The following is a 24240-nucleotide window of genomic DNA, read 5'->3' as shown; positions in this document are numbered from 1 at the left end:
TCGATCCCCCTACCCTTCGTAATGAACGGATTTCTTGGAAATGTACATCTGCACCATCGTCAACAAAATGATGATGATAAAGAAAATAACGACCAGCGCGGACGCCCTGCCTGTTTTGAAATCGGTAAAGGCCATCTCGTAAATCCAGTACACCATGGCCTTTGTAGACTCCAGAGGCCCTCCGTTCGTCATAATGTCAACGGACTGGAACACCTGCATGGAGGAAATAAAATGCGTAATCACCAAAAACAGCGTCGTTGGAGACAGCAGGGGAAGCGTAATGTGCCATAACTGCGTCCACTTGGTCGCACCGTCAATACCCGATGCCTCGTAATATTCAATCGGAATGCTTCGCAGCCCTGCGATAAAAATAATCATGGTAAAGCCGACGCCTTTCCATACGGAAACGACGATCAACACCCATAAAGCCGTGCGCGGGTTTGTCAGCCACTGCACCGGATCCATGCCGAACAGCTTCAGCAGCTCGTTTAACAAGCCGTATTGTCCATTGAAAATCCATAGAAAAATCATCGAGATAATGACCATCGATATATAGTGCGGCATAAAGATGAACGTTCTCAGGAAATTAAAGAAGCGTGCCGTTGAATTGAAGAGCAGCGCGAGCAGCAGCCCCAAAATTAATGTAATTGTGACATCAAGAATCATGTAAGTAAACGTAATTCTCAGCACATTGTAGAACGTATCGCTAGTAAACAAGTAAACATAGTTATCGAACCCGATAAATTTCTTGACGGGCTTCGTCATATTCCAGTTCGTAAAGCTAAGATAAAACGAATTCAGCATCGGATAGTAAATAAATACGAGCAAAATGAGGAGTGCGGGAAGGGCAAAGGAGAAATCCTTGAGCCCCTCCAGCATCCGGTAACGGGAACGCTTACTTTTTCTGACTGTCTCCTGCTGCGCGCCGGCCTGCCGGCCCTCCATCACGTTCATATCGCGTGTTCCCCTCTCAAGCGGTATTTATGGTTATTGCGAATCCTTAATAATGGCATTCATGTCCTTGACGGCATCCTTCATCAGCGGTACCGGGTCCGCGTTTTCGAGAATCATTTTGCCGACGACTTCCATGTACTTCTTGCTGAATTCCGGATAAGCCGGATGCTGCGGACGTCCAACCACATTGTCGAAGTTATCGAACACGGCCTTGTACTGCGGTAATTTTTCAAAATACTTCTTGCCTTCCTCCGTGTTCAGCACGGACTTGTGCGTCGGCAAATAGCCTGTGCCCTGCGCCCACTTAATGTTGTTTTCGGCGCCTGTCATAAACTTGACGAACTTCCAGGCCGCTTCCTTCTGCTTCGCCGGCGCGCCGTCCATAATGACAATACCCGCTCCGCCGATATGTGATTTGCGCTCCTTGTCACCCGGAATGAATGAGACGCCTACTTCAAACTTGGCATTTTCCAAATACGTTTTGATAATGGCGGACGAATGCTGAACCATCGCGACTTTGCCTTCGAGGAACATTTGCCGCATCGTGTCCGACGCTCCTTTGCCGTAGCCCATATGCATGGAGCCCTCCTGCATCCACTTGCGGAAATTTTGGATCCATTTCAGGCTGTCGGGTTGATCCAGCAGCGTCGCTTTATGATCCTGGCTTAGAATGGCCCCGCCCCCGTTGGAAACCCAGGGATCATAGTACCAGGTGTCCCAGCCGGGTACCGAAAACGCGTAGCGTGTGGTCTTCCCGTTATCCTTTTGCGTCACCTTCTTGTTGAATTCATCGATTTCCGCCCAGGTTTGCGGCGGCTTCGTGCCGAGCTGATCGAGCATCGTCTTGTTATAAACCATGACGCTTGTGCTGACGATCAACGGAAAGCCATACTGCTTGTTATTGTATGAATACGCTTGCAGCATCCCTTTGGAAAAATCGTTCATGTCCACGGCATCCCGTTTAATATACGGGCTCAAATCCGCAAACACACCGCCATCGGCGAAGTTCGGCAGTACGGATACTTCTACGTTCGTTACAGCGGGCACCTCTTTGGCCGCCACGGCCGCCTGAAGCTTTTTGTGCAGATCCGTGTAGGCCCCTTGGAATACCGGCTCTACGGTAATGTTAGGATATTTCTTCTGAAATTCCGCAATCATATAGTTCAGCGTTTCGATTTGCGCGTCCGCATGGGAATGCCAGTATTGAATCGTTACAGGGGAATTATCTTCTGCTGCGGTCTTCGCATCCTCAACCTTGTCGGCTCCCGAAGACGAGCACCCTACGATTGACATGACCAGCGCAAGCGATGCCGCTTGAAGTGTTAACCATTTTTTTCTCAACATATGTATCTACCCCTTTCGAATGTGTGAAGCGCTTCCATACAATTTCTTCATCCATGAAACGAAGGCAAAAAAGAAGACCACGAGAGAACGTCAAGGAACACCTGCCGCAGCACTGCAGCAAGACAAATGTCCCTTGGATTATCTCATGATCTCCGCATCCAAGTGAGTCCGATATACAATTGCTAAAGCCTTCTTACAAAAGAATGTCACATCATGAAAGCCTTGTCAATAACGCTGTGCCCTGTTTTTTCCTTCCAGCTACAAAGCTCTTGAGCCCTGAATTTCCGCTATACTATAGGATTTTCCATAACTGGATTCCATCATAATGACGTCGCCGCTGTGGGAAATATGCTCGATCGCCCGGATCAGCTTCTCGTTGCTGTTCGTCTGAACGCTGAATTTGAGCTCCATAATGGGCTCCGCCTCGTCGTCCGCAGCCGCGAGTGCCTCAAGCTTCATCTTCATGTTGACGATTTGAATTCCCTGCTCGCCGAATAAACTGGAGATTTTGCCTACGACGCCGGGCCTGTCGAACATCCGTATCATCACCTCCTGATGCCGTCTATGGCGCAGAATTCGCTTCTCCCACTTATTAAGGACGAACAGGCTGATCAGAACAATGAACGTGGCCAGGCAGGCACAATAAAAAAATCCCGCTCCCACACAAAGGCCGATGGCCGCAACCACCCAGATCGATGCGGCGGTGGTCAACCCGGATACCGTCGAGCCGTTTCGCATGATCGCTCCCGCACCCAAAAAACCGATCCCGCTGATGACCTGCGCCGCCAAACGCGCCGGATCTGTTCTGACATTCGGCTCGGTGACGAATTCGCTGAACCCGTAAATCGACAGCAGCATAATGCTCGCCGAGCCGATGCAGACCAGGATATGGGTGCGCAGGCCTGCCGCATGATTGCTCCACTCCCGCTCGAAGCCAATCAGCCCTCCCATAGCGGCAGCCGCAAATATGCGAAGGGTCAATTCCATGTCCGTAATATGCCAAATGCTGTTCATTCCCTAATCTCCTCTATCGAAAATGAGAAAACCTCCCTGAAAAAGGACAGACGGGCACCTGATCCGTCTTCCCTTTCTCAAAGAGGTTTCTCTTGGTCTCCAACCCTTTGAAAACGTTTGCTATATGATTTATTTTTGGAGAGCGGCTGCTACCACAGCTTCGATGTTCCTACGGATACAGCCAGCGCACCGGCTCTTAAGGCCTCGTCAATTTCCTCTTGATTGCTGACCAGACCGCCGGCAATAATGGGAAGCGGCGTCATGTTGGTCATCTCGCGAATGACGCGCGGCATAATGCCCGGCATCACCTCGATCGCATCGGGCTGACTTTGCTCCGTCCCTTTGATGCCTCGGTATACGGCGTTGTTATCAATCAGAAACATGCGCTGTATGGCCATTAAATTGAATTCCTTGGCGGTACGGATCAAATTGCTTTTGGTCGAAATCAGTCCCGTGGGCTTAACATTATTCGCCATATAGGCAACCCCGGTCTTGTCAGGCGCCAGCCCTTCGATAAACTCCATATGGACAAATACGTGCTTGCCTGCGGCTTTGATCTTGTGGACGAGCTCATCGATATTAAACAGAGAACCGGTCAGCAAAAAAACGATGTTCGTCGCGCTTTGGGCTGCAAGCTCCAAATCCTCTTCTTTCTTGACGGTTGCAATCGTCTGATGCTCTACCAGATCAACGATGGGGTAAATCATATGGTCCCCCCCTTTCTAAATAAGACCATTATATCACGACTCGTCTACAGCCCCACGATTTCTTTGATGCTGTTCACCACATGCTTGGGGCGATCCTGTGCACGCTCGGCCATCTCCCGTGTCGTAACGCCGGTAAGCACCAGCACGGAATCCATCCCCGCCTCATTGCCCATTCGGATATCCGTTTCGAGCCGGTCACCGATCATGAAGCAATCCCCATAGCTTAAGCCCAAATGCTCCACGGCCGCTTCCGCTGCGATAAGCGACGGTTTGCCGGCCACCAGATCGATCGCTTTGCCCGTCGCCGCTTCCAGCGCTGCAATGAACGTGCCTGTATCCGGAATTTGCCCATCATCCAGGGGACAAGTGGCGTCAGGGTTCGATGCGATAATCTTGGCGCCGTTGATTGCCGCTTGATAAATGATATTGAGCTTATCGTACGTAAACTGGCGATCCCACGATAAAACCACGTAATCCGGCTTTTCATAATCGTCTGTCAACGAGATGCCATGCTCCCTGAGCTCATCGTGAATAGGCTCCTCGCCGATCACGTAAACCCGGTCGCCGGATTGAATCCGTTTCTTCAAATAGCGTGCCACAATCAGCGAGGAGTTCAATACGTCCTCCACCTCGGTCGGTATCCCCATTCGGGTCAGCTTCTCGGCATAAGACTGTCTTGTAGCAATGGGTTTATTGGACAAAAAGACAACGCGGTCCCCCCTTTCCCTCAGCACCCGGATGACCTCCGCCGCGCCTTCAATCATTTTGTCTCCCAAATAAATCGTCCCATCCAAATCAAACACATAGCCCCTCATCGTATCTGCCTCGCTTTTTCAAAGGAATAAGGAAAAGAAAATGCAAAAAAACCCTTATTCCACAGCAGGCCATTCCTCCTCCAAATGAAGAAGAAATGCTCTGCTAAGGGTAAGGGTTTCTCGGGTATACTCAAACCTGACCTTAAAGCAACGTATTGAATTAATTTGAATTATATGTCGGGAGCTGCATTCTGTCAACCCATTTTTTGAAACGCTTTCAAGACATGGGCACATAATGTCCTTCACGGGTTACACATGAATGCAAGCCTAAGCGCCTGCGTACGCGCGCAGCCCTGGCAAGCGACGGCGCTGCAGGACGCCGGTTAACCGATCAGGTTGCTGCAGGCTGCACGTCTATAGGCAATGTCACGATAAACTTTGTTCCCTTCCCCAGGGAGCTCTCCACCCGTACATGTCCCTTGTGCGTTTGTACGATCTTCTGCACGATCGACAGCCCTAATCCGCTCCCGCCGCTTGCCCGGTTACGAGATTTGTCCGCCTTGTAGAAGCGCTCGAAGATGCGCTCTTGCTCCTCCGCAGAGATCCCTATCCCGGTATCGGACACCTCAACCGCGACTTCATCCGGCTGCTTCCGCAAGACGATGCGGATGCAGCCGCCTTGCGGTGTAAATTTGATGCTGTTATGGATAAGGTTCACCCAAACCTGACTCAGCATTTCTTCATCCGCAGTCAGGGTTACCGGCTCCAACTCCAGCTCCAGCTCGATGCCTTTCTCCAGCCACTGAGGCTCGCTCGCCAGTACCAGACTGCGCAGCTGTTTGTCTAAACGGAAGGCGGCGGGGTCGAAGCGGTGAAACTCCGATTCGAGGGAGGTCAGCTTAAGCAAATTGTCGCTGAGACGGGATAAGCGCGTGCTTTCCATCTCAATAATCTGCAAATAATGACGCCGTTCCTCTTCACTCAGTTTGTCGTTGCTCAACGCCTGGGCGAAGCCGCGGATGGAAGTCAGAGGCGATTGAATTTCATGGGAGACATTGGATATAAATTCTTGACGCATCGCTTCCATCTGCTTGAGCTTCTCCGTCATCTCGTTCACACTGTCGACGAGGATTTCTAAGTGCCCGAGCTTGCGCCGCGGGTCCCGTTTCAGACGAACATTGAAATTGCCCTTGCCGATTTGCCGGAATACCTCCATGGCTTCCTCGAAAAAATGAGGCTGGTGCCTTTTGGTCACAACCATGATGAGGCTAATGATACAGAACAAGAGCAGAATGCCGCCGGCGATGTTGATCAACTGGATAGCCAGCATCGGCAGCTCAATACGGTAGTGACGAAGGATCCCAAACGAAATGACATAGACAATGGCGCTGCTGACGAGCAGTAAAGCCATAGCTACAGTCAAGCCAAGGATACGTTGAAAAATGACCTGCCACTTCGGCTTCATGCTCCCCCCGCCTCCAGCCTGTATCCCAATCCGCGAATCGTCTTGATGAGGCAGGAGCAGCCGAATTCCTCCAGCTTATCTCTCAGCCGATTCACATGAACATCGAGGGTCCGTTCGTTCCCCTGATAATCGAAGCCCCAGATGTCCTCGATCAGCTGCTCTCTGGATATCGTTCGTCCCAGATTCGAAGCCAGCTTGAACAGCAGCTCGAACTCCTTCAACGGAATAGTCACGCCTTGACCGTTCATGACAACCTCGAAGGTTCGGCGGTTCATAAACAATTCGCCCACTTGAACGATCTGGGATGCTTCGATCCGGTAGCGCTTCAGCAATGCCTTCACCCGGACGACGAGCTCGGCAGGCTCAAACGGTTTGACCAAGTAATCATCCGCCCCGATTTCGAAGCCTCTGACCTTATGCACGGTTTCCGCTTTTGCGGTCAGCATCAGCACGGGAAGCTCGTAATCCTTTCGAAGCTCCTCGCACATGCTCCAGCCGTCCCGGTTCGGCATCATAATATCCAGCACGACCAGATCGACTTTATTGCGCTCCAAAACCGCCAGAGCCTCATTGCCGTCAGAGGCCTCCAAGGTTGAAAAGCCGGACTGTTCCAGGAATACCCGGACCAGCTCCCGGATGTGGGCGTCATCGTCTACGATCAATATGACAGGCATGTGCGCCGCCCTCCTTACGTTGTTAGATTTGCTTGCGGCGCACCCTGCATCCGCAGCTGTTGATCGGCAAACTCCCTGTACACCCCATGGTTCCCATACAGCTCAAGGTGTGTACCGGTGCCGGTCACTTTTCCTTTTTCAATGACAACAATTTGATCCGCATCGACAACCGTGGAAAGGCGGTGGGCAATGACCAGCGTCGTCCGTCCCCGCATCAGATTCGTGAGCGCTTGCTGCACCACCGCTTCCGAGCGGCTGTCCAGACTCGAGGTCGCTTCGTCGAGCATCAGCACCTTCGGGTTGCGCAGCAGCGCACGGGCAATCGCGATCCGCTGGCGCTGTCCTCCGGACAGCTTGATGCCCCGCTCGCCTACCTGGGTCTCATACTGTTGAGGCAGCTCCCGGATGAACAGATCCGCATAGGCCATCCGCGCCGCATATTCCAGCTCCGCTGTACTCACCTCCCGATCCATCCCGTAGGTGATATTCTCACGGATCGTCCCGGCAACTAGCGGGCTTTCCTGCGACACATAGCCGATTTGACTACGCCATGACTCCAGCGAGAAGCCTTCCATCTCCTGCTCCCCTAGACGAATCGCTCCGCTTTGCGGGACATAGAACCGCTCCAGCAAGGAAAAGAGCGTCGTTTTGCCGCTGCCGCTGGGCCCGACGATGGCGGTTACTTTCCCGGCCGGCACCTGAATGCTGACATCCTGCAGCACAGGCTCCTCATCATGATAGCCGAAGCTGACCCGATCGAGTTGAATCGCTTGGTCCAACTGCCGAACCGGAGCGCCGGCCGTAAGGTTTTCCTCCGCGACCTCAAACGTCTGCATGATCCGTTCCGTCGCTCCGATCGCTTTTTGAGACTGCGTGAAAAACTGCGTAATCTGCGTGATCGGCATCACAATCTGGAATAAGTACAGGATAAACGCAACCAAATCTCCCGACGTCAGCTCCCCCGAGGAAACTCTCATGCCCCCATACCCGATTATGGTGACGAACAGCAGCATCAGCACGAAATAAATGAGCGGCGACACGAACGCCTGAACCTTGCTTTCCCGCATGCCGTATTTCAACAAGTTCAGGATGCCGCTTCGTCCCTGTTCATATTCGACGTGCTCCGCGTTCGAGGCTTTGACCAGACGAATTTCCGACAAGACCCGGGTCAATACGGAGGTAAAGCGGGCAGTCTCCTCCTGCATCCCCTTAGAGATGCGATACATGGTGCGGCCGAGCGGCATGAGCACCACCATCGACAGCGGAACCGCGAGCAGCATCAGCAGCGTCATCCGCCAATCCAAATACAGCAATACGACAATGGAGCCCACAATGGAAATGATGCCCGTAATGAAGCTGCTTAAATGCTCGGTCACTAAATTTTTGACAATCCCTGTGTCGTTTACCATGCGGCTGATCATGTCTCCGGTTTCGTGCTTATCGTAAAAAGGAATCGGCAAGCGCAGCAGCTTTTGCCACAGCTTATCCCGCAGTGAAGCGACAATGGTATTGCCCGCCCCGCTCAACAAATACACGGATACCCCTCCGGCTACCGCCTGAAAAATAAACGCGGCTCCGAGCCAGACAAGCTTCATCCGGTCTAGCGATTCCAGGGAAAATTGATTGACAACCTGCTTCGTCAGCAGCGGGATCGTGATCCCTACCAGCGTTGCCCCTACGCTCAGCGCAAGCGCAATACTCATCAGAAGAACAGGCGGCTTCGTTCCCCATATCAGCTTGGCGAAATCACGCCAGCCTCGTTTCGTTTGATTCGTTTCCATCACACATCATCCTCTCCGGCAAATCTCCTTATGCTGAACAAGATAACGGATCCTTGTTAACTGAATATAAACCGGAGAAGTTTTTTATTTCTCCCGACTCACCTCGGGCTTGTGCTCAGGCTGCGCATCCACACGGGTGCCGTCCGCAAGCCGCAGCCACGTTTGGAACCCGCGATTCCCTTCTGTAAGCCGAATGATGCGCGCACCCCGAGGCCAGCCATCCCGGCCATACGTGTTATAGCCGGTCGCTCTGCCGTAGCATAGACGAATGCCGTGCAGCTCGCCCCAATAATCATTGACATGGTCATGCCCGACAAATACGCCGTCGATATTGCCCTGCTCGAGCATCGCGGCGAACATGCCCGAATTTACCTTCGGGCTGGCGACTCCTTCATCCTTCTCGCCAAAGCACGTTTCGTGAGCCCACACCTCGACATATTCCGGGAGCGGGATATGAAAGAAGGCTAGTCCCGGGAGCGGCCTCCCGTCACTCATCCCTGCGTAAGCCTCCGACTGCCGCACATACCAATCGATCTGGTCGCGGCGAATCCAGTCGTATCCATGGAGAAGCGGCTTCGCATACTCTCCGGAATCGAGGGCATAGAGAACCGCCGAGAGAGCGCCGTCACGTCCGTATACAGGAAGCGTATAATTGCCGATTCCGCTTAGCTCTTCAGGCCCCGCTTGGGACCGGCACATCCCGCAGCTCAGCTGCGCTTCCATCAGCTCCGCCTTCGTCACGCTGCCCTCCGCATCATGGTTGCCGAAGACGGCCGCCCACGGGATGCCGCGGCGATCAACCGGGGCCACCGCATCGAGGTACGCTTGCCGCGGATCGGCAATGGTCCCGCTCTCGATCGTATCACCCGTAAAAAATACGAAGTCCGGCTGTTCCTCCTCCAGCACCAGCCCGATAAGCTGCTCTGTCCGGCGATCTATTGCATCGCCCTGCTTCCAATGCAGATCCGTCAGCTGCACAATGGTAAACGTGCCATCCTCACGAAAGGTTAATCGGTTAGGATCCCTGAATTGATTCGTCTTCATTCTGGTTCGGCCCCTTCCACCCATGCCATAGTAGTGTATCCATCCCACTATGTTCGGTAATGGTTACCATTTCCCTGCTTTCCCTCGAGCAAATAACACAAAAAAGAAGGCATTCCTCCGGGCTTGTCCCGGGCGCCTTCTTGCTGCTGCATTGCGGAATTGCGGAATTGCGGAATATAAAAAGCAAGCTTACTTTTTCAATACTAACCGGAGCTGCACCTTGACATCGTTCTGTGTATCGAGCGTGACGGTATGCGGATTTTTCATGCCGAACTGATCGAAGGTCACAACCGTGCTTCCCTCCAGTGAAATCGTATTTTGACTGTATTGTCCTTCCACTTGGAACGTTACGTCCTTGGAAATCCCTCTGACCGTCAACGTTCCATTCATCGTAAAAGGAAACTTCGTGCCTTCCTTCCATTCCTTCGGCAGGTTATCGAACGATTTCACCTTAAAGCTGGATACCGGAACCCCTGCCGTATTCAAATAATCGGCGCCTTTAATATGCCCGTCTCTTTGCGGGTTACCGGAATTCAGGCTGTTCATGTCGACGGTAGCTTCTGCCTTCATCGCCGAAGGATTCGCCAAATCAATGATCCAATTGCCCTGCACCGCTCCGCCTTCAATATTGACCGTTTCCTTCGACGTCGTGACGGAAAAGTACACTTTGGATTCCGGCTGAATGACCCATGTTCCGGCTACCTGCTTGGCCTCCACCGGTTGATTGCCGCTTGGTGCAGCGACGGCCTCCTTGGCGATGACATCCTTGACCTCCACATGATTTCCCGCAAAATAATCATAGGCGCCATAACCGCCGCCTGCCAATACCAAAATTCCAATTCCTGCTGCAATGAACACTGTTCTCGGTTTCATCCGTTTGTCCCCTTTCGATTTCACACTACGCTATGTAGTTTAAATGAGTATAAGTTCCCGTCATCCTCACACGGCAGCCATGTTCTAAGTCTCCCCCCCTTTTAAGTCCACTTTTTTTATTAAGCTCTATCGCGCTTCCTCGGGTGTTGACGTCACACTACAGAGTGTAGTGTAATTGATTAGACAAAGCCCTTCTCCGTAGAAACCGTACGTTTTCCGGGAGCTTGTCATTTTTTTATTATAGAGGAATGCCGCTATGATTTCAATTTTTGCGCAAATAGGAGGCTCCAGCCCTCGTTTATCTGGCGTAAATCCGTCCTCCTCTGGTACAATGTCTTTTATTTGAATAAAAAGGAGGCCCGCGCCATGCCCGGGTTTTTATTGGATTTAGACGGTACATTGTACCATGGGGATCAGCCCATTGCAGGGGCTGCCGAATTTATACGTTGGCTGAAGGAGCACGGCTATCCTTACCTTTATGTGACGAACAATTCATCGCGAACGCCGGAGCAGGTAGCGGCACATCTCGCCAAAGTGGGGATTGACGCAGCTGCGAAAGAGGTGCTGACCTCCGCGCAAGCGGCGGCATTGTATATGCAAGAACAGCGGCCCGGAGCGAATGCCTATATCATTGGGGAAACGGGGCTCCAGCTCGCCATGCAGGAGGGCGGCTTCACAACGGCCGATGAAGCCCCGGCCGACTTCGTCGTGCAGGGGATTGACCGGAGCTTCAGCTACGTGAAGCTTGCGGAAGCGGTGCGCCGCATTCGCGCAGGAGCTGCCTACGTGCTGACGAACCCGGATCATCTGCTTCCGTGGAACAACGAGCTGCAGCCGGGAGCCGGCTCCATCTCCGCCTCGATCGAACGGGCGAGCGAAACGAAGCCTGTCGTGATCGGCAAGCCGTCCCCGATCATCATGAACTATGCCATCCGCAGGCTGGGCTTGCCGAAGGAGCACATCTGGGTCGTCGGGGACAACCTGCTGACGGATATTCAAGGCGGTATTGCCGCAGAGTGCCACACGGCCCTAGTCCTGACAGGCCTTTTGACGCGCGAAACCGTGCAGGAGCATGTGGAGCGTACCGGGGTGAAGCCTGAGCTGGTGTGCGATAACCTGCAGCAGCTATCCGGGCATATCCAAGCCATTCTGTAAAACGAGCTTTCTTGAGAAACCTTTATCAAAGCCTTTCAAGATGAGCGACCGCCTTCAATTATGCTCAAAAAAAACTGCCCCCCTTTAACGGGGAAGCCACTGAAAAATTTACGGCTGCATGTACGGATCGTTCTTCCGATCGCTGTTGTCCCCGGATTTTTTCAATTTCAACCCGCTTATAGCGGTCAAAATCCCGGGACAAAGGCGAACGCTTACGCTTCTACAGAACGATATTCCGTCCACTCCGCGAATACTTCAGTGGCTTCCTTAATGGGATAGGCAGTTTTTTCGTTTACTCTACATGGTGATGATAAGCTTGCAGATCCAAGGCCTCGCCAAATTGTCCGAGACGTTCCTCGCGCGCATCCTGAATGAGCCTCTCCAGCCAGCGCAGCTCCGCCATCCCGTGCTCGTATCCGGACATCATCAGGTGCAATACGCTTCGGGGAACCTTCGGAATATGCTCCTCATATACCGCCCAAAGCTCCTTCACCTTCTTCTGCTGCTCCTTCAGCTTTCTTTGCAAAATGAGCTCGATCTTCTTCTGATCGCCATATTTCGCAAAGACAAGCGCTGTGCTCATCGGGTGGAACACCTGTTTTTTCCCACTGAACTGAAGCAGCAGCAGCTCCTGGAACAGCTCCTCGCCCGCTGCCGTAATCGTATAGATTGTCCGGTCCGGACGGCTGCTGTCCTTGACGACCTCCACAGGCGCGATGTAGCCGTCCTTCTTCAATTGATCAATGGCGTAGTACAACGAGCCTTCCTGCATTTTGACGTAATGATGCATGGCACGGTCCTTCATCGTCTGGCGAATCTCATAAGGATGGCGATTGCCTTCCATCAATAATCCCAGGATGACCAGCTTCATAGACATGATGTAGACACCTTCTTTGTGTTGTCTTAGCGGCTTCGCCGTCTTTCGGGACGGCTCTCGGGCTTTCTCTCTCCGGCTCTGCAGTCCCCAGTTTTCCGTCATGATTCGGCCTGCATCGTTGCTCGTGAAATTATGCTTTTTGCCCCGCTGTACCGGTCTTGGCTTGGGAGACGGCTCCTTGAGCGGCCCCTTGCCCGTTTGTTCCTTGAGCTCCCTGAGGACGGATTTCCATCTTCGCCTTGCCCATCAGGAGGACAAAAATCAGAACCGCTACCGCCATCAGAATCGTACAGAGGAAGACGAAGCCGATCGAGTCGGCAAGCGCTACGGTCATCTTTTGCAATGTGGCCGCGTCCATCGTTGCCCTTACCTTCGGCTGCAGCAGCGCTTGAGCATCCAGAGGCACCTGAGAGACGCCCCCCTCCTTCAGCCGGGACTGCAGTGCCATCGCCTGCACCGTACCGAATACGGTGACGCCAATGGCCGAACCGATCGAGCGGAAAAAGCTGACCAGCGAGTTCACAACCCCCCGCTGCTGGTAAGCAATATTGTGCAGGGAAGACATCGAAATAACCGGAAACGATACGCCGATACCAAGTCCCATAAGCACCATATACACGACAACGAGCCACTGCTGCGTATTTATGGAGACGGAGCTCAGCAGCGTCGTAGCAATAAGTAGCAATACGGCCGAGACGAGCAAAATGCTGCGATAGCTGGTTCTACCGATAAATCTGCCGCCGAACGTACTGCTGACAACGACAGCAAGCATCATTGGCGTCAAGACTTGGCCCGCGCTGGTTGCCGAGCCTTCAAATACCCCTTGAATAAAGATCGGAATATAAGAAGCTGCCGCCATCATCAGCGCGCCATAAAATATGCTCGCCCCCATGCTCGCGGTAAACAGCTTGTTACGGAACAAGCCCAGCGGCACAACCGGACTCTGTACCTTCGTTTCCACCCAGATGAACAACGCTAGCAATAAAACAAAGCCTGCGAACAATGCGAAGCTTTCCCAGGAATTCCAGGCGAACTCCTTGCCGCCCAGCTCCAATGCGAACATAAGACAAAGAATCGAGCCTGCAAAGACGACCGTTCCGAGCCAATCGATTTTTTGATTCGGATTTTTGGGCATCACCGGATGATAGAACATCGCGATGAGCGCAAAAGAAACAATACCGAGAGGCAGATTAATATAGAATATCCAGGTCCAGTCCAGATGATCCGTAAAATAGGCGCCTGCAAGAGGTCCCAGTACACTCGAAATGCCGAAGACGGCTCCGAACAAGCCCTGCATCTTACCGCGCTTCTCTGGCGGGAACAAATCGAATACAATCGTAAAGGTGATCGGCATTAAGGCGCCGCCCCCGATCCCTTGAATGGCGCGGTATACGATCAGCTCGAACATCGATGTCGAGGTGCCGCACAATGCCGAGCCGAGCATAAATACAACCAGGCCGAGCAGGAAAAACAGCTTTCTTCCGTACATATCGGACAATTTGCCGAAAATCGGCATCGATACGACGTTGGCAATCAAATACGATGAGAATACCCAGACGAATTTATCTAGACCTCCGAGCTCTCCTACGATGGTAGGCATCGCCGTCGATACAATGGTTTGATCGAGCGCCGCAAGCAGCAGCCCTAGCATCAACCCTACGATGGTCCAACGAATATTAGATGGTTTTGCAGACATGCTTCTCCTCCATTCTCCTCCAAAACATAAAATTATTATATTCAAATTTGAGTAATTTGCAAATAAAGATTTTGTGAAATCGCCTGTCTGCCGTTTGCCCGAAAACGGTAAGTGTCATATAATGAGAATAAGTTCGAGAAATTGTATTTATATTATTTAAAAAAGCGATAAATTATATCTATTTTATTACGTGCCTTCTTAAGCGCGATATTGCTTTTTATCATAGAGAGAGGAGGGCTCCGGTCATGAATTTAAATCAACTGGAAACGCTAATTACGATTTCCAAAACAATGAGCTTCCGCAAAGCGGGCGAAGTGCTGAATCTGACACAGCCTGCCGTATCCGCACAAATCAAAAGCTTGGAGGACGAGTTCAAAACGGTGCTTATCGACCGTAACCAGCCCGTAACCCTAACGGACAGCGGACGTGTCTTTCTGGAGCATGCAGAGCTAATTCTGCAGACCGTCGAGGACTTGAAGCAGCGGCTGGCCGATCTGAATTTGACTCCGCAAGGTCATATTCATCTGGGGACGACAACCTCTATTGCGATTCAGATTTTGCCCCGGGTGCTATCGTACTTCCAAAACCAGTTCCCGTTAATCAAAACGACAATCCATTCCATGACCTCTTCGCAAATTATGCAAAGCGTTGAGAGCGGGGCGATTGATATCGGCATCACCTATTTGTTCGAAAAGCATCCGGCACTGGAGAGCTCTGTACTCTACTATGACACCTTCGAGCTCGTCGTCTCGCCTGAGCATCCGCTCAGCCGCTACCGTCATGTTCCGATCGAGAAGCTTCACGATACGCCTCTCATCATGCTATCGCCGGAAACGGCTGGCCGGCGTTTTGTCGATCAAATATTCAAGCAGCTGTATATTACACCGCAGATTGTGATGGAGCTGTCGAGCAGCGAGGAAGTGAAGCGGATGGTGGAGCTGAATTTGGGTGCCGCTATCATATCCAAGCTGTCGATCGCCAACGAGCTGAGGCTCGGCACACTGCAAATGGTCAAGGTCAATGAGCTGGAGCTCAGCCACCCTGTCGGTGTTGTTTACAAGTCGGGCCGCTATTTAAGCTCGGCGCTGCATCAGTTTTTGCTGGATTTGAAGGGCATGCAGGAAATTCATTTTATAGGATCGGAGTGAAAAGACAAATGAAATTCGATTTGCATACACATCATGAGCGGTGCGGCCACGCGCTGGGCACCATTCGCGATTATATCGAAGCAGGGATCCGGCATGGGCTAACGGTTATCGGCATCTCGGATCACTCTCCTTATTTCGCAAGTGACGTGGATCGGGAGCAGCCGGGCATTGCTATGGCCAAAAGCGAATTTTCACGGTATGTGGAGGAAGTGCTCAAGCTGAAGCAGGAGTACAGCGGGAAAATCGATGTGCTGCTAGGTGTGGAATCGGACTTTTTCCCCGAGCACGCGGCATTGTACAGAACCATGTATGAGCAATACCCGTTTGATTATATCATCGGTTCCGTGCACTTATCGGGCGGTGTGAGCATTTTTAACAAAAAGCGTTGGAACGGCTTGACGGACAAGCAGAAGATCGAGCAAAAGGAATTATATTACGATCTCATTCAGCAGTCCGCCCGGAGCGGAATTTTCCAAATTCTCGGGCATATTGATGCGATGCGCGGCTTTTATCCGGCCTTCGCCGATATCCCGACGGAAGCGGTGGACCGGACGCTTGCGATCATCGCCGAGCAGGATATTGCCATCGAGATTAACACCTCGGGCAAAACCAAGGATTGCGGCGGCTGGTACCCTCACGACGCGGTGCTGGAGCGTGCGCATCACTTCGGCGTAAGAGTCACCTTCGGCTCGGATGCCCACAAGCCTGAGCGTGTCGGAGACGATTGGGAGCTGGTACGTGCCAGGCTGAAGGAAATCGGCTTCAAGGAATGGGTGTACTTCAAGCAGAAGGAACGGCAAATCGTTCCACTTTAAAGCTTGCGGCCTTGTGCAGAGACCGCTGTGATACCCGCATCACACATCACGCATCGAAAATAAAAATCGACCAAGCCCTTTACGGGTCTGGTCGATTTTTTATCTTTGTTTTCCGTTACGCCTCGTACAGCTCCAAAGGCAGCCCGTCCGGGTCCTTGAAAAACGTATATTTCTTCCCCGTCACCGGGTCAATCCGTACCGGCTCCACCTCAATCTCCTCGCGCTCCAGCTCCTCCGCCGCCTTCACAACGTCGTCGACTTCAAAAGCCAAATGGCGGAGTCCCCGGGCTTCAGGATATTGAACCCTCTGCGGCGGATCCGGGAACGAGAACAATTCGATTTGTGTCGTCTCGCCCACCAGGAGATCGAGCTTGTACGATTGGCGTTCCTCACGATACATTTCGTGAAGAATGGGCAATCCAAGCTTTTGCGTATAAAAGTGCTTGGATACCTCATAGTTCGAGCATATGATGGCTACATGATGGACCTTATTCAGCTTAAGCATGCGGACCTGTATCTCCTTGCGTAATCTGGTAAGCAACCGCACGTTTCCAGCCTGCCGCCTTCTCTTCGCGGAAGGCATCGTCCCGGTTAGGCGTAAATGTAGCTCCGTACCCTTTGAGCTGCTCCAGCTCTCCCGTATTGTTCCAGAAGCCTACGGCAAGTCCCGCCAAAAAAGCCGCGCCCAGCGCTGTCGTCTCGATGACCTTGGGACGTGTCACCTGTACCCCCAGCAGATCCGCCTGGAACTGCATAAGGAAATTATTTTTGACGGCCCCGCCGTCTACGCGAAGCTCCTTCAGATGAAGACCTGACTCCTGCTCCATGACCTGCAGCACGTCATTGCTTTGATAGGCGATGGATTCGAGCGCGGCACGGACGATGTGTGCTTTCGTCGTCGCACGCGTCAATCCGGCAATCATGCCCCGCGCTTCAGGTTCCCAGTACGGCGTGCCCAGCCCTGTGAACGCGGGCACAAAATAGACGCCTGCCGTATCTTCTACCGTTTGAGCCAAACCCTCGGTCTCGGCTGCATCCCGGATCATACCAAGCCCGTCACGCAGCCATTGAATGACGGTTCCCGCGTTGAACACGCTCCCCTCCAGGGCATAATACACCTTGCCGTTCAAGCCCCAGGCAATGGTCGTAATCAGCCCTTTGTCGGAGAAAACAGGCTTCTCTCCGGTTTGCTTCAGTACGAAGCAGCCGGTTCCGTATGTGTTCTTGGCCATCCCTTCGGTAAAGCAGCCTTGCCCGAACAAAGCGGCCTGCTGATCCCCCGCAGCTCCGGCAATAGGTACCGCATGGCCTTCTGTGCCAAGCATTGTCGTATGACCATACACCTCACTGGAGGAGCGCACCTCCGGAAGCATAGCCTTTGGAATATTCAGCTCGTGCAAAATTTCCTCATCCCACTGGACGGTATGGATGTTGAGCATCATCGTTCTGGACGCATTGGATACGTCCGTTACATGCTGTCTTCCCTCCGTCAGCTTCCAGATCAGCCAGCTATCGATCGTACCGAACAGCGCATCTCCCCGTTCCGCCTTCTCCCGGATCGACGGGTCGGAATCCAGAATCCACTTCAGCTTCGTTCCGGAGAAGTAAGCGTCCAGCAGCAAACCGGTCTTCGCGTGGATCTTCTCCCCCCAGCCCCGGCTCTTGAGCTCCTCGCACAAGGCGCTTGTCCGGCGGCACTGCCATACGATCGCAGGATGCAGCGGCTTCCCCGTGTGCTTATCCCAAACGACCGCTGTTTCCCTTTGATTCGTAATGCCTATGGCTGCAATCTGCCCAGCCGGAATATCATGAACCGCCTGCTGCAGAACCTCCCACTGCGTCTGCCAAATTTCATCCGCATCATGCTCCACCCAGCCCGATTGAGGAAAAAATTGGGTGAACTCCTTTTGTGCCGTTCTCACGATCGTTCCTTCATGGTCGAACACAATCGCCCGACAGCTTGTTGTTCCCTGATCTATTGCAACAATAAATCGATTCTTTGTCATGGGTGGATTCCCCCTTCTCAAACTAGACCGCCCTGAACCGCTTTCAAGTTGAAATCTAACACAGGAGCTTTTTTGCTGTCAACTGTATTGATTAATCATCCATCCCATGTTATGATACGGTTAATTGTCAAGCATGAAACATTACAAGTTAATACTCAGGTCAGAGAAGAAGAGTAGACCGTAACAGGCTGTGCAGGCGTTTTGGAGCGCTATGGCATGGTGTTGTTAGCGGTCTTTTTTGCGTGTTTTTTTGCCGCAACCGCTCTAGTGCGGTCCCTTCTTGGAAAGACTTTGATACAGGTTATCCCACAAAACAGGAAAAGGGTGGTTCGTATGACAACGAATTTTTCAGCAGAACAGCGGCACGCTTACTTACAGGAGATGGCTGGACAAACTTTGGACTTGCTTGTCATCGGAGGCGGTATTACGGGAGCGGGGATCGCATTGGATGCTCAAACCCGCGGCTTGAAAACCGGATTGATTGAAATGCAGGATTTTGGCGCGGGAACCTCCAGCCGTTCGACGAAGCTAATTCATGGCGGACTGCGATATTTGAAGCAGCTGGAGTTCAAGATTGTTGCCGAGGTGGGAAAGGAACGGGCCATCGTATACGAGAATGCACCCCATGTCACGACACCGGTATGGATGCTGCTGCCGATTATCGAAGGCGGAACGTACGGAAAGCTGGCGACCTCCGTCGGCCTGCTCGTCTACGACTTTCTGGCCGGTGTCCGCAAAAAAGAGCGGCGCATCATGCTATCCAGGGAAAAAACGCTGAAAATGGAACCGCTGCTGCGTACCGATAAACTAAAGGGCGGCGGCTACTACGTCGAATACCGGACCGATGACGCAAGGCTGACGATTGAGACGATGAAGGAAGCCGTGCGCCGCGGCGTGAAGGCGGTCAATTATGCGAAAGCGGACGACCTGCTGTATGACGACAAAAGAACGATCGTCGGCGTCAAGGTTACCGATCAGCTGACCGGAGAAAGTGTGAGCATTCATGCCAAAAAGATCGTCAACGCTGCAGGCCCTTGGGTTGATACAATCCGTGAAATTGACGGCTCCAAGCAAGGGAAACGGCTTCACTTGACCAAAGGCGTCCATCTTGTAGTCGATGGCAAACGGTTCCCGCTGCAGCAGGCCATCTACTTCGATACGCCCGATGGCCGCATGGTGTTTGCGATTCCGCGCAACGGCAAAACCTATATCGGTACAACCGATACGAACTACACCGGCAACATCACGCATCCTCGCATGACCGTGGAGGATAGGGACTACATTCTGCGGGCGGCGAACTTCATGTTCCCTAAGCTGGCGCTTACCCCGAAGGATGTGGAATCCAGCTGGTCCGGCCTTCGTCCGCTTATTCATGAGGATGGCAAGTCGCCATCCGAGCTATCCCGCAAGGACGAAATCTTTGTTGCGCCGTCCGGGCTCATCACGATTGCCGGCGGCAAGCTGACCGGCTACCGCAAGATGGCCGAGCGCATCGTCGATCTGGTGGCCAGCCAGCTCCAGCAGCAGGGACACCCGGCTTACCCGGGCTGCACGACCGACCGGGTGAAGCTGTCGGGCGGCGACGTCGGCGGCTCGCAGGGCTACGCATCCTTCGTCAAGGAGAAGGTGCGGGCAGGTCAAAGCGTCGGCCTGACGGAAGCCGAAGCCTTGACCTTGGTGGAGCGCTACGGCTCGAACGTCGACCGTGTGCTGGAGCTGTACACTGCGCATCAGGAGGAGGCGCAGAAGCAAGGGCTATCCGGCGTCTGGTTCGCCTCGCTGCTGTACGGCATCGAGTCGGAGATGGTTTTGACGCCGGTGGACTTTTTCGTGCGGCGTACCGGCGCGGTGTACTTCAACATCCACGCCGTGGAGCGTTGGAAGCAGCCGGTACTGGCCTACATGGCGCAGCGCTTCGGCTGGAGCGACGAGCAAACGAAGCGCCACGCCGATGAGCTTGATCGGCAGCTTCGCGATGCAACGGAGCCGCTCAGCGCAGAGCAGGGCTAAAGCGGGCGACCCTGCGGCTTCGGCTATCAGCGGCATCAACGCCGCACGCTTTTGTGGCATGCTGCTGCCGCCGGGCGCATTGCCCCGCCCATGCCAGCGCTTGCATGCTTCGCGCTTTTGCTGCCTGCTGCCTCCGCCCGGGCGCATTGCCCCGCCCATGCCAGCGCCCGCCTGTGCTTGCGCTTTGGCTGCAGCCAGCAGGCTATGCCTCCTGCGCGTGAGGCTGTGCAAGGACATCCGGGCCGCCTAGTAGTGGCTCCAAATATCCTTGCGGGATGTCGTCACCGCGACGGCCCCTGCCTGAAGCGCCATTTCCACCTCATCCACGGTGCGGATCAGTCCGCCGGCAAGGATGGGAATGCCGAGCTGTTCTCTCATCTCGGCAATAATGTGAGGCATAACGCCGGGCAGCACTTCAATATAGTCCGGCTGCATTTTTTCCGTAATTTTATAGGTCATTTCCAGTGCTGTCGTATCCAACAAAAAATGCCGTTGGATCGCCAGCACTTTATTTTTTTTCGCCGTAGCGATAGCCGTGCTCTTGGTTGAAATAATGCCGGCCGGACGAATCGTCTGGCACAGAAATTCGATTGCGTATTCATCGTTCTTTAACCCTTGAATTAAATCCGCATGCACAAGCAGCTTTTTTTGATGGCTGCGGGCTAATTGAACGATACTGGCTAACTGGGAAATATGACTGTCAAGCAGCACCAAATATTGAAAATGGCTTTTGACCAGCAGCTCCATTTCTCTCATTTTCCTTACGGCCGGCAGCACCTTTTGTCCGAAGAAATTCACTTATGCCCCTTCCCTTCCATAACCTTCACCTTTCTATTCTTCCATCATAAATGCAAGCCCGCCAATTCACAAGAAAAGACCCGGCTCTTGGGTAAGAGCCAGGCCTTCATGCCCGTGAAACTTATTCCGTATACTCGGCTACGAGGCGCTTGGATTCGCTGCCGTCCGTCGTCGTGAACACATCGTAGATTTTCACCGTCAGAGGATAATCGAATTGCTCCGACGTTCCGGCAAAGGTCATATTGTTCTCGCCGGTAACCAGGCGGCCCGGTCCTGTGAAGCCTTTGGTCGCCGTACCAACAAGCCGTCCCGCCTTGTCGTACAATTCAAATTTAAGCTGCGAGAAATTCGGATCGACCTGGATGGCATCTTTTCTTTGAATGTCCAGAAAAAATTTACCCTTGTAATTGTAAGCCCAAGTCGTCGTATCGACACGGTACGAAATATTCCAACTCGTCACCGCAACCTCAAATGGATATACGTTGAACTTCGGTTCTTTATTCTCCGGCTGCAGGCTGACCCGGTACGAGGCAATGGTCGTTTTGAAAGGCGCTGCCATCTGTGCATCCTGCACCTTCAAAGCGAGCCCTTCCCCTGTCTCGGATACCGGCACCGTGAAGGAGTAGCCGACGACCATACCCGAATTCGGCAGCAGCGAAGACGTAGCCATTTTTTGCCGTTTGCCGTTGTACTCGTACCCGTCCGAGCCGACCAGTGTCGATTCGAATGCGGGAATGGCGATCGGACGATCGCTTTTGTTAAACAGCTCGTATTTGGCGGTTACATTGCGGCTTCCTTCATCCGCATTCTCGTGCATTTGAAACTCAACGAGAGAGACATTGACATCCGGATGGATCAGCTCGCTGCGCGAATCGAAGCTCATCTTGTCTCCGAGTGTATATACAGGATACCGGCTGGAGTCCACCGCGGTCGCTAAAGCAATATTCAATCTGCCGATAAAATATTGCTGAGCCATGCCCGTCTGCACGAACGTTTCCTTCGTCAGCACATTCAAGCTCTCCAGCAGCGTATCCTGATCGGTCGGAATAGCAAAGTGGATGTACTTCCCTTCCTGGCCTTCCAGCACCGTTGGCTGCTCCTCTACTCTTTTCCCTGCAAAAACTTTCACTGCCGTCTTTCCGTCGATTTGAAAATTCGGAACGGTCTCCCGCTTCGCCGTCGGGTTATAAGCCAACAGCTGAACCACATACACAGTCCCCTGCTCTGTCGACTCTTTGTTCAGTCCGACAGGCGTGTACTGGATCGGAGAAAGGAGCGATGGAATTTTAAAGGAATCGGACCATTTCACAACAGACTTCGGGTCGGTAATTTGCATATCATTGCCGCTCCAAACCGCCCCGGTAATCGGCACGCTGGTGATCAGCGTTTCAGTCTTAGGGAATACATAGTAGTCCACATCCGTCCAATGAATCTCCGATAAGGTGACCTCATCCGTCCGGTCGATCACGGCCATGTAGCTTAGCTCGGAGTTTGCTTTCGGCTGTAGAGCCTTCACATTCGCCGCACTCGGCTGCAGCGTATATTCCGTTCCTTCGTTCGTTTTGACGCGAAGCTCATAGTCCGGAACCCGGGTAATCGCGTCGCTGTTATTCTTCATGCGAATCACGACGCCTAGTCGTGTTCCTTCTAATATATGTTCGTTCAGCACGCTCTTTAACTCTACATCCAGGACATCGGTTAACGGATAAATAACGGCTGCCTGTACCTGTTCTGTGGGGACAGGCCCATCCGCAGCATATACGGAATATCCGGGGCTAATAATAGAAGCAATAAGGACGAGCGAGGCTGCGGTTTGTTTCAGCTTGCGGTTCAATAGACTTCCCCCTGACAATGATTGGTTACTTGGCCAGCTGTACTTTCTCTTTATCCTTCAACTGATGCTGCCCTGAAACGATAAGCTGCTCGCCTTCCTTCACACCGGATAGCACTTCCTGAAGCGTATCGCTTAACCGGCCCAGCTCAACCTTGCGTCTCTCCGCTTGATCGCCTGCGAGTACGAAGACGTAGGTATCGCCGCCCTCTCGAACAACACTCAAGGAAGGTACGGTGGTGACAATTTCATCCTTTTCCTCGGTGAGCAAAATTTGCGCCTTCATGCCCGGCTTCAGCTTGCGATCGGCATTGGCCGCTTCAAGCTCCAGTGAATACGACTTGGATTGGGCGCTTGTCACATCGGCCAAATAGTTGACCTTACCCTTCAGCTTGTCGGTTTGACCCGGAACGTAAAAGGTGAGCTCCTGCTTGCCTCGAATCAGCTTAGCCGCTTCTTCCGTCAGCTCCGCTTTAATCTTAATCGGATCAAGCTGCTGCACCTGCGCCGCTTTGAAGCCGGCGGCAACCGTCATCCCCGCTTCAACAGGCAGGTCCGTCAGCACACCGCTGACAGGTGCCTTGACTTCCATATTTTCCAGCGTACGATCCATTTCCTTCAAGGAAACGGCTGCCGTCTGCATGCCTTGCTCCAATGGCGCCAACGAGTTCGTCGTTTCCAGTGTTTTCAGCTTATTGCGGCTGTTTTCCAAATCCAGCTTCAAGTTCGTTAATTGCGTTTCCGTCTGCTCCAGCTGGAACTTGGTAACCAATCCCAAGTCAAAATCATTGCGCATTTTGCTGTACGTTTTTTGCGCATCGGCGATGCCCAGCTCCAGCTTCTTGATTCCGTTCTGCAGCTCCAGCTTGCCGTCATCCACATCCTGCTTCGCTTTAACCAGCTGCTGCTGGGAGCCGCTTAAACCGATTTGCGTTTTTTCCTTTTGAATTAACACATCAGTCGGATCCAGACGTAAAATGACGTCGCCTTTTTCCACCATGTCGCCGCGCTTCTTCACAATCTCAAGCACATCACCGCCGGCCTTGGTTATGACATCGATTTGAATGGAGGACACCACATCGGCGACCTGCTCCAGCGGATCGCTAATTTTTTTCTTCTCAATTGCGGCTACTTTGACGCTTTTGAGCTGAGGCTCGGCTGGTGCCGCATTCTCGGCAGGCTTGGACGTGCATCCCGCCATCAGTGCTGCACTGAGCAGGACGGCCCCGAGGGCCTTCGCGCTTGTTTGAATCGATTTCGTAAAAGTCAGGTTCATGGGTCGATTCTCCTTTA

At 52.8% G+C, this 24240-nt stretch carries 21 protein-coding genes; 4 read left to right on the top strand and 17 right to left on the bottom strand.

What is annotated here, in order from left to right; translation table 11 throughout:
* Window positions 1-9: 9 nt before the first annotated feature.
* From CF651_RS06465 to CF651_RS06420, 10 genes are all read right to left on the bottom strand, one after another.
* A complete protein-coding gene (locus tag CF651_RS06465; protein WP_425436217.1) occupies window positions 10-954 on the bottom strand; it encodes a carbohydrate ABC transporter permease in 945 nt (314 codons plus the stop codon).
* Between the two features lie 33 nt (window positions 955-987).
* Entirely contained in the window at window positions 988-2298 is a 1311-nt protein-coding gene (locus CF651_RS06460; RefSeq protein WP_094014023.1) for an ABC transporter substrate-binding protein, read from the bottom strand.
* 258 nt (window positions 2299-2556) lie between these two features.
* The gene (locus CF651_RS06455; protein WP_094014022.1) at window positions 2557-3312 is read right to left on the bottom strand and encodes an MgtC/SapB family protein; all 756 of its coding nucleotides are present in this window, start codon (window positions 3310-3312) and stop codon (window positions 2557-2559) included.
* 149 nt (window positions 3313-3461) lie between these two features.
* Window positions 3462-4016 carry a glycerol-3-phosphate responsive antiterminator gene (locus CF651_RS06450; RefSeq protein WP_094014122.1) on the bottom strand — a complete coding sequence of 185 codons (555 nt, stop codon included), beginning with the start codon at window positions 4014-4016 and terminating at the stop codon, window positions 3462-3464.
* A gap of 47 nt (window positions 4017-4063) precedes the next feature.
* Window positions 4064-4834: an HAD-IIA family hydrolase gene (locus CF651_RS06445; protein ID WP_094014021.1), complete on the bottom strand. Its 771-nt coding sequence runs from the start codon at window positions 4832-4834 to the stop codon at window positions 4064-4066.
* 331 nt (window positions 4835-5165) lie between these two features.
* Complete coding sequence (locus CF651_RS06440) at window positions 5166-6239, bottom strand: sensor histidine kinase (RefSeq protein ID WP_245855739.1); 1074 nt, start codon at window positions 6237-6239, stop codon at window positions 5166-5168.
* A complete protein-coding gene (locus CF651_RS06435) occupies window positions 6236-6913 on the bottom strand; it encodes a response regulator transcription factor (RefSeq protein WP_094014020.1) in 678 nt (225 codons plus the stop codon). Before CF651_RS06435 ends, CF651_RS06440 begins: the two co-directional genes overlap by 4 nt.
* Window positions 6914-6927: 14 nt before the next feature.
* Window positions 6928-8694 carry an ABC transporter ATP-binding protein gene (locus CF651_RS06430; RefSeq protein ID WP_094014019.1) on the bottom strand — a complete coding sequence of 589 codons (1767 nt, stop codon included), beginning with the start codon at window positions 8692-8694 and terminating at the stop codon, window positions 6928-6930.
* 84 nt (window positions 8695-8778) lie between these two features.
* The gene (locus CF651_RS06425) at window positions 8779-9738 is read right to left on the bottom strand and encodes a metallophosphoesterase family protein (RefSeq protein ID WP_094014018.1); all 960 of its coding nucleotides are present in this window, start codon (window positions 9736-9738) and stop codon (window positions 8779-8781) included.
* Between the two features lie 189 nt (window positions 9739-9927).
* On the bottom strand, window positions 9928-10611 hold the full coding sequence (locus tag CF651_RS06420; protein ID WP_094014017.1) for a YceI family protein: 684 nt from the start codon (window positions 10609-10611) through the stop codon (window positions 9928-9930).
* Window positions 10612-10977: 366 nt separating this feature from the next.
* Between CF651_RS06420 and CF651_RS06415 the strand changes: the two genes are divergently transcribed.
* Window positions 10978-11766 (top strand): TIGR01457 family HAD-type hydrolase, encoded by a 789-nt coding sequence (locus tag CF651_RS06415; protein WP_094014016.1) that lies wholly within the window; start codon window positions 10978-10980, stop codon window positions 11764-11766.
* A 292-nt stretch (window positions 11767-12058) separates the two neighbouring features.
* Here the strand turns inward: CF651_RS06415 and CF651_RS06410 are convergent, their stop codons facing one another.
* Window positions 12059-12745, bottom strand: a complete 687-nt coding sequence (locus tag CF651_RS06410) for a PadR family transcriptional regulator (protein ID WP_245855738.1) — start codon at window positions 12743-12745, stop codon at window positions 12059-12061.
* Between the two features lie 28 nt (window positions 12746-12773).
* Window positions 12774-14339: an MDR family MFS transporter gene (locus tag CF651_RS06405; protein ID WP_094014015.1), complete on the bottom strand. Its 1566-nt coding sequence runs from the start codon at window positions 14337-14339 to the stop codon at window positions 12774-12776.
* 245 nt (window positions 14340-14584) lie between these two features.
* On the opposite strand from CF651_RS06405, the gene CF651_RS06400 reads away from it, so the two are divergent.
* Both CF651_RS06400 and CF651_RS06395 read left to right on the top strand, forming a co-directional pair.
* A complete protein-coding gene (locus CF651_RS06400) occupies window positions 14585-15487 on the top strand; it encodes a LysR family transcriptional regulator (protein WP_094014014.1) in 903 nt (300 codons plus the stop codon).
* An 8-nt stretch (window positions 15488-15495) separates the two neighbouring features.
* Complete coding sequence (locus CF651_RS06395; RefSeq protein WP_094014013.1) at window positions 15496-16302, top strand: histidinol-phosphatase; 807 nt, start codon at window positions 15496-15498, stop codon at window positions 16300-16302.
* A 115-nt stretch (window positions 16303-16417) separates the two neighbouring features.
* On the opposite strand, the gene gloA2 is transcribed toward CF651_RS06395, so the two are convergent.
* Window positions 16418-16807: an SMU1112c/YaeR family gloxylase I-like metalloprotein gene (gene gloA2 / locus CF651_RS06390; RefSeq protein WP_094014012.1), complete on the bottom strand. Its 390-nt coding sequence runs from the start codon at window positions 16805-16807 to the stop codon at window positions 16418-16420.
* The gene (gene glpK / locus CF651_RS06385) at window positions 16800-18308 is read right to left on the bottom strand and encodes a glycerol kinase GlpK (RefSeq protein WP_094014011.1); all 1509 of its coding nucleotides are present in this window, start codon (window positions 18306-18308) and stop codon (window positions 16800-16802) included. The genes gloA2 and glpK overlap by 8 nt, the downstream gene beginning before the upstream one ends.
* Before the next feature lie 333 nt (window positions 18309-18641).
* On the opposite strand from glpK, the gene CF651_RS06380 reads away from it, so the two are divergent.
* A complete protein-coding gene (locus tag CF651_RS06380; protein ID WP_094014010.1) occupies window positions 18642-20318 on the top strand; it encodes a glycerol-3-phosphate dehydrogenase/oxidase in 1677 nt (558 codons plus the stop codon).
* 246 nt (window positions 20319-20564) lie between these two features.
* Here CF651_RS06380 and CF651_RS06375 read toward each other — a convergent pair whose 3' ends face one another.
* The 3 genes from CF651_RS06375 to CF651_RS06365 form a co-directional block, all read right to left on the bottom strand.
* Complete coding sequence (locus tag CF651_RS06375; RefSeq protein ID WP_094014009.1) at window positions 20565-21116, bottom strand: glycerol-3-phosphate responsive antiterminator; 552 nt, start codon at window positions 21114-21116, stop codon at window positions 20565-20567.
* A gap of 121 nt (window positions 21117-21237) precedes the next feature.
* Window positions 21238-22950, bottom strand: a complete 1713-nt coding sequence (locus CF651_RS06370; RefSeq protein WP_094014008.1) for a hypothetical protein — start codon at window positions 22948-22950, stop codon at window positions 21238-21240.
* 25 nt (window positions 22951-22975) lie between these two features.
* Window positions 22976-24223: an efflux RND transporter periplasmic adaptor subunit gene (locus CF651_RS06365; protein WP_094014007.1), complete on the bottom strand. Its 1248-nt coding sequence runs from the start codon at window positions 24221-24223 to the stop codon at window positions 22976-22978.
* Window positions 24224-24240: the final 17 nt, after the last annotated feature.

Origin of the sequence: Paenibacillus rigui (assembly GCF_002234615.1) — a bacterium.
Taxonomy (GTDB): domain Bacteria; phylum Bacillota; class Bacilli; order Paenibacillales; family NBRC-103111; genus Paenibacillus_S; species Paenibacillus_S rigui.
This window is presented reverse-complemented; position numbering and strand designations above follow the sequence as displayed.